This window comes from Streptomyces durocortorensis, from assembly GCF_016901035.1.
Classification (GTDB): domain Bacteria; phylum Actinomycetota; class Actinomycetes; order Streptomycetales; family Streptomycetaceae; genus Streptomyces; species Streptomyces durocortorensis.
The window spans coordinates 11,948-26,783 of record NZ_JAFEUF010000088.1 but is presented as its reverse complement, the minus strand read 5'-3'; the positions used below and the strand labels follow the sequence as shown (position 1 = coordinate 26,783).

Annotated in this window: 14 protein-coding genes; 8 read left to right on the top strand and 6 right to left on the bottom strand. The window is 73.0% G+C overall.

Annotated elements, in window-relative coordinates; translation table 11 throughout:
- Positions 1 to 85: 85 nt before the first annotated feature.
- From JS521_RS18355 to JS521_RS18345, 3 genes are read right to left on the bottom strand one after another with little or no spacing between them, the layout of a single operon-like run.
- A complete protein-coding gene (locus tag JS521_RS18355) occupies positions 86 to 871 on the bottom strand; it encodes a 3-oxoacyl-ACP reductase (protein WP_205084055.1) in 786 nt (261 codons plus the stop codon).
- A gap of 5 nt (positions 872 to 876) precedes the next feature.
- Complete coding sequence (locus JS521_RS18350) at positions 877 to 2,259, bottom strand: aldehyde dehydrogenase family protein (protein WP_205084054.1); 1,383 nt, start codon at positions 2,257 to 2,259, stop codon at positions 877 to 879.
- 51 nt (positions 2,260 to 2,310) lie between these two features.
- On the bottom strand, positions 2,311 to 3,675 hold the full coding sequence (locus JS521_RS18345) for a glutamine synthetase family protein (RefSeq protein ID WP_205084053.1): 1,365 nt from the start codon (positions 3,673 to 3,675) through the stop codon (positions 2,311 to 2,313).
- A gap of 73 nt (positions 3,676 to 3,748) precedes the next feature.
- On the opposite strand from JS521_RS18345, the gene JS521_RS18340 reads away from it, so the two are divergent.
- The 3 genes from JS521_RS18340 to JS521_RS18330 all read left to right on the top strand — a co-directional run bounded on the left by JS521_RS18340 (position 3,749) and on the right by JS521_RS18330 (position 6,965).
- Complete coding sequence (locus JS521_RS18340; protein WP_205084052.1) at positions 3,749 to 4,537, top strand: FadR/GntR family transcriptional regulator; 789 nt, start codon at positions 3,749 to 3,751, stop codon at positions 4,535 to 4,537.
- Positions 4,538 to 4,704: 167 nt separating this feature from the next.
- Positions 4,705 to 6,174, top strand: coding sequence for an ethanolamine permease (gene eat, locus JS521_RS18335; protein ID WP_205084051.1), 1,470 nt, complete (start codon positions 4,705 to 4,707; stop codon positions 6,172 to 6,174).
- A gap of 41 nt (positions 6,175 to 6,215) precedes the next feature.
- Complete coding sequence (locus tag JS521_RS18330; protein WP_205084050.1) at positions 6,216 to 6,965, top strand: gamma-glutamyl-gamma-aminobutyrate hydrolase family protein; 750 nt, start codon at positions 6,216 to 6,218, stop codon at positions 6,963 to 6,965.
- Here the strand turns inward: JS521_RS18330 and JS521_RS18325 are convergent.
- The 3 genes from JS521_RS18325 to JS521_RS18315 all read right to left on the bottom strand — a co-directional run bounded on the left by JS521_RS18325 (position 6,868) and on the right by JS521_RS18315 (position 8,933).
- On the bottom strand, positions 6,868 to 7,635 hold the full coding sequence (locus JS521_RS18325; protein WP_205084049.1) for a hypothetical protein: 768 nt from the start codon (positions 7,633 to 7,635) through the stop codon (positions 6,868 to 6,870). The genes JS521_RS18330 and JS521_RS18325 overlap by 98 nt on opposite strands.
- Before the next feature lie 108 nt (positions 7,636 to 7,743).
- A complete protein-coding gene (locus JS521_RS18320) occupies positions 7,744 to 8,325 on the bottom strand; it encodes a TerD family protein (RefSeq protein WP_205084048.1) in 582 nt (193 codons plus the stop codon).
- A 32-nt stretch (positions 8,326 to 8,357) separates the two neighbouring features.
- A complete protein-coding gene (locus JS521_RS18315) occupies positions 8,358 to 8,933 on the bottom strand; it encodes a TerD family protein (RefSeq protein ID WP_205084047.1) in 576 nt (191 codons plus the stop codon).
- 218 nt (positions 8,934 to 9,151) lie between these two features.
- Between JS521_RS18315 and JS521_RS18310 the strand changes: the two genes are divergently transcribed.
- The 5 genes from JS521_RS18310 (at position 9,152) to JS521_RS18290 (ending at position 14,711) form a co-directional block, all read left to right on the top strand.
- Positions 9,152 to 9,583, top strand: coding sequence for a BlaI/MecI/CopY family transcriptional regulator (locus JS521_RS18310; RefSeq protein ID WP_205084046.1), 432 nt, complete (start codon positions 9,152 to 9,154; stop codon positions 9,581 to 9,583).
- A gap of 2 nt (positions 9,584 to 9,585) precedes the next feature.
- Positions 9,586 to 10,518, top strand: coding sequence for a M56 family metallopeptidase (locus tag JS521_RS18305; protein WP_205084045.1), 933 nt, complete (start codon positions 9,586 to 9,588; stop codon positions 10,516 to 10,518).
- 137 nt (positions 10,519 to 10,655) lie between these two features.
- Positions 10,656 to 12,065: an LCP family protein gene (locus JS521_RS18300; protein ID WP_443732184.1), complete on the top strand. Its 1,410-nt coding sequence runs from the start codon at positions 10,656 to 10,658 to the stop codon at positions 12,063 to 12,065.
- A 256-nt stretch (positions 12,066 to 12,321) separates the two neighbouring features.
- On the top strand, positions 12,322 to 13,680 hold the full coding sequence (locus JS521_RS18295; protein WP_205084044.1) for a hemolysin family protein: 1,359 nt from the start codon (positions 12,322 to 12,324) through the stop codon (positions 13,678 to 13,680).
- Positions 13,677 to 14,711: a hemolysin family protein gene (locus JS521_RS18290; RefSeq protein ID WP_205084043.1), complete on the top strand. Its 1,035-nt coding sequence runs from the start codon at positions 13,677 to 13,679 to the stop codon at positions 14,709 to 14,711. Before JS521_RS18295 ends, JS521_RS18290 begins: the two co-directional genes overlap by 4 nt.
- Positions 14,712 to 14,836 lie beyond the last annotated feature (125 nt).

Genomic DNA, 14,836 nt, shown 5'->3' with positions numbered 1-14,836 from the left:
CCGCGCCCCCGCCCCCCGCCCCGCGCCCCCCCCCCCCCCCCCCCCCCCCCCCCCCCCCCCCCCCCCCCCGGGGGGTCTGCCGGGATCAGACCGGGGTGACGTACGCCCCGGCGATCCCGCCGTCGACCAGGAAATCCGTGGCGTTCACGAACGAGGAGTCGTCGCTCGCCAGGAACGCCACCGCGGCCGCGATCTCCGTCGGCTCGGCGAACCGCCCGACCGGGATGTGGATCAGCCGCCGCGCGGCCCGCTCCGGGTCCTTGGCGAACAGCTCCTGGAGCAGCGGGGTGTTGACCGGCCCCGGGCAGAGCGCATTGACCCGGATCCCGTCGCGGGCGAACTGCACACCCAGCTCGCGCGACATCGCCAGCACCCCGCCCTTGGACGCGGTGTACGAGATCTGCGAGGTGGCCGCGCCCATCCGGGCCACGAACGACGCCGTGTTGATGATGGAGCCCCTGCCCTGCGCGCGCATGTAGGGGATGGCCGCCTTGCAGCAGAGGAAGACCGAGGTCAGGTTGACCTCCTGCACCCGCTTCCACGCCTCCAGACCGGTGTCCAGGATGGAGTCGTCGTCGGGCGGCGAGATCCCCGCGTTGTTGAACGCGATGTCGACCGACCCGTAGGCGTCGAACGCCGCCTTGAAGAGGGCGTCGACCTGCTCGGCGTCGGTGACGTCGGTTCGGACGAAGAGCCCGGCGGCCTCCTCGGCGGCGGCCTTGCCGCGCTCCTCGTCCACATCGGCGCAGACGACGTGCGCGCCCTCGGCGGCCAGCCGCCGTACGGTGGCCAGCCCGATGCCGCTGCCGGCTCCGGTGACGACGGCGGTGCGGCCGACCAGGCGGCGGCAGACGAAAGAAGTGTCGGTCATGGTGCTCAGGCCTCCGTGCTGATGAAGACGTTCTTGGTTTCGGTGAAGGCGGCCAGGGCGTCCGGGCCGAGTTCGCGGCCAAGACCCGACTGCTTGTAGCCGCCGAAGGGAGTCGAATAGCGCACGCTGGAGTGCGAGTTGACCGAGAGATTGCCCGCCCGCAGCCCCTGGCTCACGCGCAGCGCGCGGCCGACGTCCCGGGTCCAGACCGAGCCGGCGAGCCCGTAGTCGGTGGCGTCGGCGAGGCGCAGCGCGTCCGCCTCGTCCTCGAACGGCAGGACCACCGCCACCGGCCCGAAGACCTCCTCGACGGCCACCGGAGCGTCGGGCGAGACCCCGGCGAGAACGGTCGGCGGATACCAGAACCCAGGCCCCTCGGGGGCCTTGCCGAGCATCGCCCGTACGCCGTCGGCCTCCCGGCCGCCGTCGACGAGGCCTCGGACCCGGTCCCGCTGGACGGCCGAGATCAGCGGCCCCATCTGCGTCCGCTCGTCGGCCGGGTCGCCCACCACCACGGCGGACACGGCCGGGACGAGCAGGTCGAGGAAGCGGTCGTACACGGACCGCTCGACCAGGATCCGGGTGCGGGCGCAGCAGTCCTGACCGGCGTTGTCCAGGAAGGACATCGGGGCGGCGGCCGCCGCGGCCGCCACATCGGCGTCGGCGAAGACGATGTTGGGGCTCTTGCCGCCCAGTTCCAGGGTGAGCCGCTTCACGCGCTCGGCGCAGCGGGTCATGATGTGCTTGCCGGTCCGGGTGGAGCCGGTGAACACGATCTTCGCAACCCCCGGGTGCTCGACCAGCGCGCTCCCGGCCACCGGGCCCTCGCCGGGCAGCACCTGGAAGAGACCCTCGGGAAGGCCTGCCGCCAGGGCGAGTTCGGCCAGCCGGAGCGCGGTCAGCGGGGTCGTCTCGGCGGGCTTGAGGAGGACGGCGTTGCCCGCCGCGAGGGCCGGGGCGAGGCCCCAGGCGGCGATCGGCATCGGGAAGTTCCACGGCGCGATCACCCCGATGACGCCGAGCGGCTCCAGGACGGTGAAGTCGATGCCGCCCGCCACCGGGATCTGCCGGCCCAGCAGCCGCTCGGCGCCGCCCGCGCTGTAGTCCAGCAGATCGCGGACGTTGCCCGCCTCCCAGCGGGCGTTGCCGATGGTGTGGCCCGCCTCGCGGACCTCCAACTGCGCCAGTTCCTCGATGTGTTCGTCGACGGTGACGGCGAAGCGGCGCAGCAGGCGGGCCCGGTCGGCGGGCGCGGCCGCGGCCCAGGATCGCTGGGCGGCCGCCGCGCGGGTGACGGCGGCGTCCACATCGGCGGCGGAGGCGGCCGGGACGGTGGCGATGACCTCGGCGGTCGCCGGGTTCAGGACGTCGAGGGTGGGTTGTGACACGTACGGACCCCGATCAGGGAAGGAGGTGGTGGTGCGGAGGTGTGCCGGTTGTCAGAGCCGTTCGAAGGAGCGGCGCAGCTCCCAGTCGGTCACCGCGGAGTCGTACGCGGCCAGTTCGACCCGGGCCATGTTGAGGTAGTGCGCGACGACCTCCTCGCCGAAGGCCTCCTTGGCGATCGGGCTGGCCTCCCACAGTTCGGCGGCCTCGCGCAGGGTCGTCGGCACCTGGTCGTACTCGGCGGTGTAGGCGTTGCCCGTACAGGCCTCGGGCAGCTCCAGCCGGTGCTCGACCCCGTACAGCCCGGCGGCGACCAGTCCGGCGACGGCCAGATGCGGGTTGACGTCGCCGCCGGGCAGCCGGTTCTCGAAGCGCATCGAGCGCCCGTGGCCGACGACCCGCAGGGCGCAGGTGCGGTTGTCGACGCCCCAGGCGACGGCGGTGGGGGCGAAGGAACCGGGCTGGAAGCGTTTGTAGGAGTTGATGTTGGGGGCGTAGAGGAGCGAGAAGTCGCGCAGGGCGGCGAGCTGGCCGGCCAGGAAGTGGCGCATCAGCTCGGACATGCCGTCCTCGCCGTCGCCCGCCATCACGTTCTCGCCGTCCGCGTCGGTGAGCGAGAGGTGGATGTGGCAGGAGTTGCCCTCGTTCTGGTCGTACTTGGCCATGAAGGTCAGCGAGACGCCCTCCTGGGCCGCGATCTCCTTGGCGCCCGTCTTGTAGACGGCGTGCTGGTCGCAGGTGGTGAGCGCCTCGTCGTAGCGGAAGACGATCTCGTGCTGGCCGGGATTGCACTCGCCCTTGGCGGACTCGACGGTCAGCCCGGCCTGCTGCATCTCGTTGCGGATCCGGCGCAGCAGCGGCTCGATGCGGCCGGTGCCGAGGATGGAGTAGTCGATGTTGTACTGGTTGGCGGGGGTCAGCCCGCGGTAGTCGCGGTCCCAGGCCTCCTCGTAACTGTCCCGGAAGACGATGAACTCCAGCTCCGTGCCGACCTGGGCCGTCCACCCGCGCTCCGTCAGCCGGTCGAGCTGGCGGCGCAGGATCTGCCGGGGGGCGGCCACCACCGGACTGCCGTCGTGCCAGGCGAGATCGGCGATCAGCAGGGCGGTTCCCTCGTGCCGTCGGCCGGGGCGCAGGGTGGCGGGGTCGGGGACCATGCCGAAGTCGCCGTAGCCGTTTTCCCACGAGGACATCGCGTAACCGTCGACGGTCTGCATCTCGGTGTCCACGGCCAGGAGGTAGTTGCAGCCCTCGGTGCCGTGCTCCAAGACCTCGTCCAGGAAGAACCCGGCCGCGAACCGCTTCCCCTGAAGCCGGCCCTGCATGTCGGGGAAGGCCAGCACCACGGTGTCTATCGACCCGTCCGCGACCCGTGAGCGGAGCTCGTCGACGCCGAGCGGGGGTGTGCGGTCTGCCACGGGATGCCTCCTTGGGTGAACCGGGAGGCATAAGGTATGACAGAGAACCATTGCTTGGGAAGGGGATCCGCCAGTGGCCACGAGGGAGAGAGCGGACGACACCCGTCCGGCGGCAGCCGCCACCGATGCGGGGGCCGGCGAGCCGGACGCGGCGACCGGCCCGCTGGACTCCGTGCTGCGCCCCGTCCGCGCGGGCAACGGCTTCGAGGAGGCGCTGGAGCAGGTCCTCCAGCTTCTGCGCCTCGGCCTGGTCCCGCCCGGCGAACGCCTGCCCTCCGAGCGCGAGTTGTCCCAGCATCTGCGGATCAGCAGGGTGACGCTGCGCGAGGTCCTCAAGGTCCTCCAGGACCAGAACATGGTCGAGAGCCGCCGCGGCCGCTACGGCGGAACGTTCGTCCTGCCGCGCCCCGCAGCCCCCGAGGGCAGCGGCGAACTGCGCCGCCGCATCGCCGCCGTCGACGTGGAGGACACCCTGCGCTTCCGCGAGGTGCTGGAGGCCGGAGCGGCGGGCCTGTGCGCCGAAGGGCTCACGGCCGACGCCGAGCTGCGGCTGCGCGGCGCGCTGGACGCCACGCAGGGGGCCCGGCTGGAGGACTACCGCCGCCAGGACACCCTCCTCCACCTCACGCTCGCCGAACTCTCCGGCTCTCGCACGCTCGCCGCCCGGTACGCCGCCGTCCGGGCCACGCTCAACGAACTGCTCGACTGCATCCCGCTGCTGGTGCGCAACCTGGAGCACTCGCAGCAGCAGCACGCGGCCGTCGTCGAGGCGGTGCTCGACCGGGACGCGGACGCGGCGCGCGAGATGATGCGCGAGCACTGCGGCGGCACGGCGGCCCTGCTGCGCGGCTTCCTCGCCTGAGCCCGCAGTGACGGCGCCCTGCCGGGCCGCGGCCGGCGAGGCGAATCCGTAACCACTCTTTAACGCACGCCCCTTGCCATTCCCCCAGCTGTTCCACAAAGGTGTGCCGACGAACCTTTGATCGAAGCAGTTCCAACGATGAAGTCGACACACATCTGGAGCGCCTCATGGCTCAGGGAACCGAAACACCCGCCGGACCACCCGGTGACGCGAGCCCCGGGGGATCCGGCACGGACGCGTACCTCCACCGCAGGACCCTGCGCCGGGGCAGCGCCGGCTGGCTCCTGCTGACCGGCCTCGGCGTCGCCTACGTCGTCTCCGGCGACTTCTCCGGCTGGAACATCGGCCTGTCCAAGGGCGGCTTCGGCGGGCTCGCCGTGGCCATGGTCCTGATGGGCGTCATGTACGCGTGTCTGGTCTTCGCGCTGGCCGAACTCTCCGCCATCCTCCCCACGGCGGGCGGCGGTTACGGCTTCGCCCGGCGAGCGCTCGGCACCTGGGGCGGCTTCCTGACGGGGACCGCGATCCTCATCGAGTACATCCTCGCCCCCGCCGCCATCTCGCTCTTCATCGGCGACTACGTCGAATCGCTCGGGCTGTTCGGTCTCACCTCCGGCTGGCCCGTCTACCTCGCCTGCTTCGCGATCTTCATCGGCATCCACCTCTGGGGCGTCGGCGAGGCGCTCCGCTTCAGCCTGGTGGTGACCGCGATCGCGGTGGCCGCGCTGCTGGTCTTCGCCGTCGGCGCGTTCACCGAGTTCGACGCGGGCCGCCTCAACGACATCCCGGCCGACGCCTCCGCCTTCGGCTCCTCCTCCTGGCTGCCGTACGGACTCCTCGGGATCTGGGCCGCCTTCCCCTTCGGCATGTGGTTCTTCCTCGGGGTGGAGGGCGTGCCGCTCGCCGCCGAGGAGGCCAAGGACCCGGTCCGCTCGATGCCCAAGGCCCTGGCGATCTCGCTGGCCGTACTGGTCTTCCTGGCCCTCATCACCTTCGTCTCCGCCACCGGCGCCCAGGGCGCCAACGCCATCAAGGAGGCCGGGAACCCGCTCGTGGTGGCCCTCCAGGGCGACGGCGAGCCGACCGCCCTGAGCCGCTTCGTGAACTACGCGGGTCTCGCCGGGCTCGTCGCCTCCTTCTTCTCCCTGATCTTCGCCGGATCCCGCCAGCTCTTCGCCCTCTCCCGGGCGGGCTATCTGCCCCGCTTCCTCTCCCTCACCAACCGCCGCAAGTCCCCCTACCTCGGCCTGCTGATCCCCGGCGTCATCGGGTTCACGCTCGCCGCCTGGAGCGGCAACGGCGGCCGGATGCTGAACGTCGCCGTCTTCGGGGCCACCATCAGCTACGCGCTCATGGCCCTCTCCCACCTGGTGCTGCGCCGCCGCGAACCGGAGCTGCCGCGCCCCTACCGAACCCCCGGCGGCGCGCTCACCTCGTCCGTCGCCCTCGTTCTGGCATGCTCGGCCCTGGTGGCGACCTTCCTGGTGGACCGCGACGCGGCGTTCATCGCGCTCGGCGTGTACGCGGTGGCGCTGGCCTACTTCGCCTTCTACAGCCGTCACCGGCTGGTCGCGGGGGCCCCGGAGGAGGAGTTCGCCGCACTGGCGGCGGCCGAGGCCGAACTCGCCCGCGACTGAGCCCCGCGTTCTGCACCCCGACCCACCGAGGAGTCCGTTCCATGTCCCGGCCCGTCATCGGCATCAGCACCTACCAGGACCCGGCCCGCTGGGGCACGTGGGAGATGCCCGCGGTGCTGCTGCCCGCCGGCTATCCGCGCCTCGTCCGGGCGGCGGGCGGGCTCGCGGTGCTGCTGCCGCCCGACGACGCCGAGGACGCGGCCCGGGACACCGTCGCCGCCCTGGACGGGCTGGTGATCGCCGGGGGAGCGGACGTCGAGCCGGCCCGGTACGGGGCGGTCGCCGACCCCCGTACCGGGCCCCCGGCCCGCGAACGCGACGCCTGGGAACTGGCGTTGATCCGGGCGGCGATCGACCGGCAGGTCCCCCTGCTCGGCATCTGCCGGGGCATGCAACTGCTGAACGTCGCCCTCGGCGGCACGCTGATCCAGCACCTGGACGACCACACCGGCGGCCTCGGCGTCTTCGGCAGCCACCCGGTGACCCCCGTGCCCGGCACCGTCTACGCGGCCGCCGTCCCCGAGACCGCCATGGTGCCCGCCTACCACCACCAGGCGGTCGACCGCCTCGGCGGCGGACTGGTGGCCTCCGCCCATGCCCCGGACGGGACGGTGGAGGCCCTCGAACTCCCCGGGCACGAAAGCCTGGTGTTCGGTGTGCAGTGGCACCCGGAGATGGCCGAGGACACCCGGGTCATGGCCGCTCTGGTCCGGGCTGCCGGGGAGCGGGCCGGCCGGAGCCCTCGAACCCCGGACCGGAGAAGTCGGGCCCCGCGAACGCCGGAGAGCTGAAGCGGGAGCCGTGGCCCTCGCCCGGACCCGCCCCGGGCGCCGCCTCGGCGATCTCCTGGAGGAGGAACGGCCGGATCCCCCGGTCCCGCAGCGCCGCGAGCCACGCCTCACGGGCCTGGGCGAGCGCGGGAGAACCGGCGGCGGACGGACCGGGTACGGCCACCGCGTCCGCCGCCGACTGCTTCGCCGCCGTCCGATAGAGGGCGACCGCACTGGCCAGGGCCGTGACCGCCGCGACCACCAGGCTCGACCAGCCGACGCCGACGAGGGTGCCCGCCAGGGCCGGCAGGGCCTCGGCGAGCCGCAGGCCGTACCCGAGCACCAGGAACGTCGCCGCGGCCACCGCGGCGAGCACCGGCGTCAGCACCCCGAGAACCGCCAGCGCCCCGGCCCCCGGCCGCTCCTGATCGCCCGGCCCGGAGAGCGGCGCCGCCCCGGCGTCCCGTCGCCCGCCCCGAGCCCGCAGCCGCAGGGCCGCGTACCGCCGGTACTCCGCGTCGGCGGCCGGAACCGTCCGCGCCACGGCCGCCAGGCCCCGGACCCGCAGCCGGGCGCCGGGGACACCCGAGCGCTCCAGCAGCCGTCGGAGCTCCGGGGAGGCGATCACCTCGTCGAGCGCGCTCGCGTAGTCGGACCGGTCCTCGTCCCCGAGCCGGGAAGGTCTGCCCATGCTGTCCCTCGGTCGCTGCCTGTGTGATGGGTGGTCGTGGTCGTACGGCGGCACGCGGGGGTGCGCACGCGGCGCGTACGGCACCCCCGCGTGGTCCGGTGAGGCGTCCTAGAGGTGCTGCGCGACCGCGGGCATCAGGTCCTGGAAGGTCCGCCCGTCCGCCGGTGCCCCGATCGCGGTCATCTGCCAGCCCGAGCCGCTCCGCTGGACCTTGGCCATGATCTGGGCAGTGTGCCGCCCGCCGCCGGTCAGGGTGTACCGGGCCAGCTCCTGGCCGTTGCTCTCGTCGACCAGCCGGCAGAAGGCCGCCTCGACCTCCTCGAAGGTCTGGCCGGTGAACGAGTTCACCGTGAAGACGATCTGGTCCACATGGGCCGGCACGCGCCGCAGATCGACGACGATGGACTCGTCGTCGCCGCCCTGGCCGGCCCCGCCGACCCGGTTGTCCCCGGTGTGCTGGACCGAACCGTCGTCGCTGGTCAGGTGCTGGAAGAAGACCACGTCCTGCGGGGCCTGGCCCGCGAAGAGCACCGCCGAGGCGTCCAGGTCGATCTCGCGGGCGGTGAGCCGTGCCATGAATCCCTTGCGGGGAGCGGATTTCCAGCCCAGACCCATCCGTACGACGTCGAGTTCGCCGCCGCCGGACTTGGTGAGGCTGACCTGCTGGCCCTTGGTGAGGTTGATCGTCATCGTTCCGCCTTCTGTGATCGGATCCGTGCGGCTCAGAGAGTGACGCCGAAGTCGGCGACGATGCCGCTCAGGCCGGATGCGTAACCCTGCCCGACCGCACGGAACTTCCACTCGGTGCCGTGCCGGTACAGCTCGCCGAAGACCATCGCCGTCTCGGTGGAGGCGTCCTCGCTCAGGTCGTAACGGGCGATCTCCGCGCCGCCCGCCTGGTTCACCACGCGGATGTACGCGTTACGGACCTGGCCGAAGCTCTGGCCCCGGCTCTGGGCGTCGTGGATCGAGACCGGGAACACGACCTTCGCCACGGTCGCCGGCACCGAGGGCAGGTCGACCTTGACGATCTCGTCGTCGCCCTCGCCCTCACCGGTGAGGTTGTCGCCGGTGTGCTCGACCGAACCGTCGGGGCTCTTGAGGTTGTTGTAGAAGATGAAGTGCTCGTTGGACAGCACCTTGCCCGCCTCGTCGCAGAGCAGCGCGCTCGCGTCCAGGTCGTAGTCGGTGCCGGTGGTGGTGCGGAGGTCCCAGCCGAGACCGACGAGGATCGCGGTCAGCCCCGGAGCCTCCTTGCTCAGCGAGACGTTTCCGCCCTTGGCGAGGCTCACGCCCATGATGTTCTCCCTTGTCCGACGGCAGTGGGGAAAATCTACAGCACTGTAGATTTGCGGGGCCAGGAGGCGAACGCCCGGGACACGAGCGGTCCCGCGTCGGCCGGTGGCCGGTGACTCCGCCACTGGATACGATTCCCCGATGCCCGGCGGGCGCAGCGCCGCGGCCGGGCGGCCGAACGGAGCGAGCCGGGCGGCGAGAGCGAGGAAGGGGCCGTGCCGTGGACGCCGAAGGAGCCGGTGGCGAGCGGGAGACGCCTGCCCGCAGGCGCGGTCAGGGCGAGCTGGAGGCCCAGGTGCTGTCGGTGCTGGGCGGGGCGAGCGAGCCGGTGACTGCCGCCTGGGTCCTGGAGCGGCTCGGCGCCGGCCTCTCGTACAGCACCGTCATCACGATCCTGACGCGGCTCCACGCCAAGCAGGCCGTCACACGCACCGGACGGGGCCGCCCCGTCCTGTGGGAGCCCGTGGCGAACGAGGCGGGGCTCGCCGCCCTGCGGATGCGCCGGCTCCTGGACAAGCAGAGCGACCGTGACGCGGTGCTCTCCAGCTTCGTCTCCGTCCTCTCCTCCCACGACGAGGACCTGCTGCGGGCCCTGCTCGCCGAGAGCGGACCCGACGGCACCGGAGCGCCCTCGGACCGGCCGGAGCGCTGACGATGGGCGTCTTCGTGTACCTGCCCCTCGTGCTGCCCCTGACCGCGTGGCCGATCGCGCGCCTGGCCGAACAGCACCTGCACCCCCGCCGGGCCGCCCGGCTGCTGACCACCGCCGCCGTGATCCTCGCCTCGTGCAGCCTGGTGTGCCTCGGACTGCTCGTGGTGGTGGGCACGGCCCAGCTGCCCGGCAACCCGCTGCCCGACGGCTGGTCCGACGACGAGGTCCGCGAGGCGGTGCCGCACGACGCGTTCGCGGGCAAGGCGTCCATCCTGGCGCTCGTCGTCGTGACGGCGGCCTGCGGATTCACCGTCCACCGCCACTACCGCTTTCGGGCGCGGGCCCGCCGGGCGCTCGCCGGCCTGCCGGGCGGCGACGTCGCCGTGCTGCCCGACGACGTCCCGTACGCCTACGCGCTCCCCGGCTCCCCGGGGCGGGTGATGGTCTCCACGGCCATGCTCGCCTCCCTCGAACCGGCCGAGCACCGGGCGCTGTTCGCCCACGAGCGGGCCCATCTGGCGGGACGCCACCACCGGCTGCTGCTCGCGACCCGGCTGGCCGGCTGCGTCAACCCCCTGCTGTGGCCGCTGCTCGGGGCCCTGGTCTACAGCACGGAGCGCTGGGCGGACGAGGAGGCGGCCCGCATCACCGGCGACCGCCGGCTGACCGCCCGCGCGGTCGGCAAGGCGGCGCTCGTCGCCCGCCCGGTGACGGGCGGCGCGGCCTTCGCCGCGTTCGCCGCCGCGGGGCCGGTGCCGCGCCGGGTGGCGGCGCTCCTGGGCCCCGTGCCGCCGGACCGGGGCTGGCCCCCCGCCCTCACCCCGGCCGGCGTCGCCGCGCTCGTCGCCGCCGCCGGGACGACCGTCTCCGCCCTGTCCGCGCTGAACGCGGCCGTCGCCCTGTTCCTCGTCCTGGAGGCGGCGACCCCGTTCTAGCCCCCGCGGGCGAGGCGCCCGCGCTTACCGGAACCGGGCCGAACCCCTCCCATCTACACCCCTGTAGAGTTCATCAGCCGCAGAGTGCGGGGCCCCGTCGCACGCCGAAGGGGCGGGGCGGGAGCTCGGAGGGCAGTGTGGACACGGATGGCCAAGGGCGCCACGGCCGTACGGCACGGCGTGGAAAACGCCACGGCCGGCGGGCGGGACGCGGGGCCTCGCTGACCCGGCGCGGGCGGATCCTGCTGTGGTCGGCCGGAGTGCTGGCCCTGCTCATCCTGGGCGCCGCCGGAACGGGCGCCTGGGTCTACCGGCAGCTGGACGGCAACATCCACGCCGCCGACGTCGACGGGAAGATCGGCGGCGACCGTCCCGAGAACCTGAGCCCGGGATCCAAGAACATCCTGGTCGTCGGGTCGGACAGCAGGGACGGCGACAACGCCGCGTACGGCAAGGGGCTGACGACCATGCAGTCGGACACCCTGATGGTCATGCACCTGGCCGCGGACCGGAAATGGGCCACCGTGGTCTCCCTGCCACGCGACTCCTGGGTCCGCATACCCGCCTGCGACCGGGGTGACGGGAACACCTCGGACCCGCACCGCTTCAAGATCAACGAGTCGTTCGCCATCGGCGGGACCGGCGGAGACGTCGCGGGGGCGGCGGCCTGCACCATCAAGACGGTGGAGCAGAGCACCGGACTGCGCATCGACCACTTCGCCTCCGTCGACTTCCAGGGGTTCAAGGGCATGGTCAACGCCCTGGAAGGCATCGAGGTCTGCCCCGAGGCGCCGATCGACGACCCCAAGGCCCACCTCGACCTCGAAGCCGGCTGCCAGACCGTCCAGGGCGAGGACGCCCTCGGCTACGTCCGGACCCGCTACAGCGTCGGCGACGGCTCCGACCTCGGACGCATCGGACGCCAGCAGGAGTTCATGGAGGCGCTCGCCGCCAAGGCGCGCAAGACCCTGACCAGCCCCGCCGACCTCTACGGATTCCTCGACTCCGCCACCCGCTCGATCACCACCGACCGGGCGCTGGCCGGCGTCAAGCCGCTGGCCTCGCTCGCCTCCGAGGTCCAGGACATACCGAGCGACCGGCTGACCTTCGTCACCGTGCCCAACTACGCCCGCGAGGCCGACGTGCCGACCGACAAGGCCAACGTCGTCTGGCAGTACCCGCAGGCGGGTGACCTCTTCCGGTCGCTCGCGGCGGACCGCGAGATCGACGGGAAGGCCCTGAAGAAGGCCGCGGCGAACCCGCTGTACGCCCGTTCCGTCCAGGTCCGGGTGCTCAACGGCACCGGCGTCTCCGGCCGCGCCGCCCAGGTGGCCGAGGAGCTGCGCGCACTGGGGTTCACCGTCGTCGGCACCGGAAACGCCCCGCGACAGGCGGAGCGGACGGCGGTCCTCCACCCGCCCGGCATGGAGAATCATGCCCGGGTACTCACCTCCCGGCTGCACGGGGCGAAGGCGGACCAGGACGCGCGGAGCGCGGACCAAGCCCTCACCCTGATCGTCGGCCAGGACTACGACGGCGTCACCTGACGCCACCCGGCGCCGCGCCGGGAGGCCGTCACCACCGGGCGGCGGGGTCGGGAGGCCGTCACCACCGGGCGGCGGGCCACCACCGTCCGACCGCAGTGCGTCCCACACGAATCCATGGCTGGAGAATCCAGCCGGACAGGAGCCACGCGTTGTCCGCCAGTCCGGGCCCATCGGGGCCTGACCCCCACCCTCACCGAACCGCCGCCCCGGCCCCGGGCAGGGCCGTCCACCGCCTCCCGCGCGGGGCGGGTGAGCGATGATCTCCGCCCTGCTCGGCCTCCTGGCCGTGTTCGTCCTCACCGCCGGGACCGGCTACTTCGTGGCCCAGGAGTTCGCGTACGTCTCCGCGGACCGGCTGACCCTCGCCCGGGAGGCCGCGGCCGGGGACAAGCGGGCCGCCCGCGCGGTGAACGTGCTGGAGCGCCTCTCGTTCATGCTGTCCGGCGCACAGCTCGGCATCACCGTCACGGGACTGGTCGTCGGCTTCCTCGCCGAACCGTCCGTATCCGCCCTGCTGCGCCCCGCCCTGAGCGGCACGGGCATCCCCGACGGTGTGGTCTCCGGCATCTCCGTCGTGCTCTCCTTCGTGGTCGCGACCGTCATCCAGATGGTCCTGGGCGAACTCGCCCCCAAGAACCTGGCCCTCGCCATCCCGGAGCCGATGGCGAAGTCCCTGGCCGCCTCCACCCTGATCTACCTGCGGATCGTCGGCCCGGTGATCCACATCTTCGACAGCGCGGCCAACCGGCTGCTGCGCCGGATCGGCATCGAACCCGTCGAGGAACTCCACCACGGGGCGACCCTGGAGGAGTTGGGCCACCTCATCGGCGAATCCCACGAACAGGGCGAACTCCCGGCCGCCACGGCCGAGCTCATGGACCACGCCCTGGACTTCTCCGAGCGGACCCTGGGCGAGGTGATGATCCCGCGCGCCGATGTGGCGTTCGTCCGCCGGGACGCGCTGGCCACCGAGGCCGTCGAGCTGATCGCCCGCCACGGGCACTCCAACTACCCGGTGCTCGGGGACCACCCGGACGACCCGGCCGGGGTCCTGGGCGTACGGGAGCTCATGCGGCTGCCCGCCGCGGAGGTCGGCCGCACCACCGTCGGCTCGCTGGCCCGGGAGCCGCTCCTCCTGCCCGAACTGCTGAAGCTGCCCGCCGCCGTGACGCAGATGCGGGAGCGCGACGACGAGTTCGCCGTCGTCCTGGACGAGCACGGCGGTCTCGCCGGGATCGTCACCTACGAGGACATCGCGGAGGAGCTCGTCGGGGACATCGCCGACGAGTCCGACACCGTCGTCGAACTCGCGGTCGCCGACGGCTCCGGCTGGATCGTGGACGCGGGCCGCCGCCTCGACGAGATCGAGGAGGCCACCGGGGTCGACCTGCCCCAGGAGAGCGACGACTACGACACCCTCGCCGGACTGATCATCGACCGGCTCGGCCGCTTCCCGACGGTGGGGGACCGGCTGACCGTCTCCGGCGTCCGGATCGCCGTCCGCTCGCTCGACCGGCACGTCGCCGAGTACGTCCGCATCGAGCACGAAGACCCCGCCGTTGACGCCGCCCCGACAGCCGACGGCGATCGCACCGGACAGGAGCCGCAGGCATGAGCTTCCCCCTGGCCCTCTTCGTGACCGTCCTGCTGCTCATCGGCAGCGGGTTCTTCGTCGCCGCCGAGTTCGCCCTGGTCGCCGCCAAGCACCACCGCATGGAACAGGCCGTGGCCCGCGGGCAGCGCGGTGCCAAGGCGGCGCTCGCCGGGATGCGCGAGCTGTCGCTCATGCTCGCGGGCGCCCAGCTCGGCATCACCATCTGCACGCTGGGCCTGGGCTCCGTGTCCAAGCCCGCCATCTCGCACGAGCTGGACCCGCTGCTGGAGCGGCTCGGACTGCCCGCGGCCCTCAGCTACGGCATCGCCTTCGCGCTGGCGATGATCGTCGTCGTCTTCCTGCACATGGTGGTCGGCGAGATGGCCCCGAAATCCTGGGCCATCGCCCACCCGGAGCGCTCCGCGATGCTGCTGAGCCCGGCCTTCCGGGCCGTGGTCAACGCCGTACGGCCGCTGATCCGGCTGATGAACTGGGTCAGCAACGGCCTGGTGCGGCTCTGCCGGGTCACCCCGCGCGACGAGCTGACCTCGGTGCACAACCGGGACCAGCTCACCCACCTCATCGAGGAGTCCGAGCGACTCGGGCTGATCAGCAAGGGCGACTCCGGTCTGATGACCCGGTCCCTGACCGAACCGCAGGCGCCGGTCTCCACCCTCCAGATCCCCGCCGAACGGATCGCGACCGTCCCGGCCGACGCGGGACTCGACGAGGTCCTGGCAGCCGCCTCCGAAGCCGACCGCACCCGCCTGCTGGTACGGGACGGGGAGCGGGTGCTCGGATCGGTGCACGCCCGCGACGCCCTGGTCGCCCGCGCCCGGTCCCGGGCGGCCCTCGCCCGGGACCTGGCTCGCCCGGTCCCGGAATTCGCCCCGGACGCGACCGCGGCGCACGCCGTGGAGCAGTTGCGCGAGCGGCGGGCCACCATCGCCGTCGTACGGGACGGGGAGGGAAGGCTCACCGGACTCGTCAGCCTGGACGACCTGCTCGCCAGGCTCCTGCACCCGCAGACGCCGCCCGAGGCCGCGTCCTAGGCGACGGCCCTAGGAGGCGTCCCGGGGGGGCCGGGCCCCCCCGGGGGGCCCCGGGGGGGGGCCGGGGGGGGCCCCCCCCCCCCGGGGGGGGCCGGGGCGTTGGGGGGGGGCGGGGGGGGGTGGGG

Excerpts from the sequence above, each read along its gene's own strand:
- JS521_RS18325 (WP_205084049.1), bottom strand. The coding sequence starts at position 7,635 with ATGGGCAGACCTTCCCGGCTCGGGGACGAGGACCGGTCCGACTACGCG.
- JS521_RS18295 (WP_205084044.1), top strand. The coding sequence starts at position 12,322 with ATGATCTCCGCCCTGCTCGGCCTCCTGGCCGTGTTCGTCCTCACCGCC.
- JS521_RS18330 (WP_205084050.1), top strand. The coding sequence starts at position 6,216 with ATGTCCCGGCCCGTCATCGGCATCAGCACCTACCAGGACCCGGCCCGC.
- JS521_RS18355 (WP_205084055.1), bottom strand. The coding sequence starts at position 871 with ATGACCGACACTTCTTTCGTCTGCCGCCGCCTGGTCGGCCGCACCGCC.
- JS521_RS18290 (WP_205084043.1), top strand. The coding sequence starts at position 13,677 with ATGAGCTTCCCCCTGGCCCTCTTCGTGACCGTCCTGCTGCTCATCGGC.
- JS521_RS18320 (WP_205084048.1), bottom strand. The coding sequence starts at position 8,325 with ATGACGATCAACCTCACCAAGGGCCAGCAGGTCAGCCTCACCAAGTCC.
- JS521_RS18315 (WP_205084047.1), bottom strand. The coding sequence starts at position 8,933 with ATGGGCGTGAGCCTCGCCAAGGGCGGAAACGTCTCGCTGAGCAAGGAG.
- JS521_RS18305 (WP_205084045.1), top strand. The coding sequence starts at position 9,586 with ATGGGCGTCTTCGTGTACCTGCCCCTCGTGCTGCCCCTGACCGCGTGG.
- eat (WP_205084051.1), top strand. The coding sequence starts at position 4,705 with ATGGCTCAGGGAACCGAAACACCCGCCGGACCACCCGGTGACGCGAGC.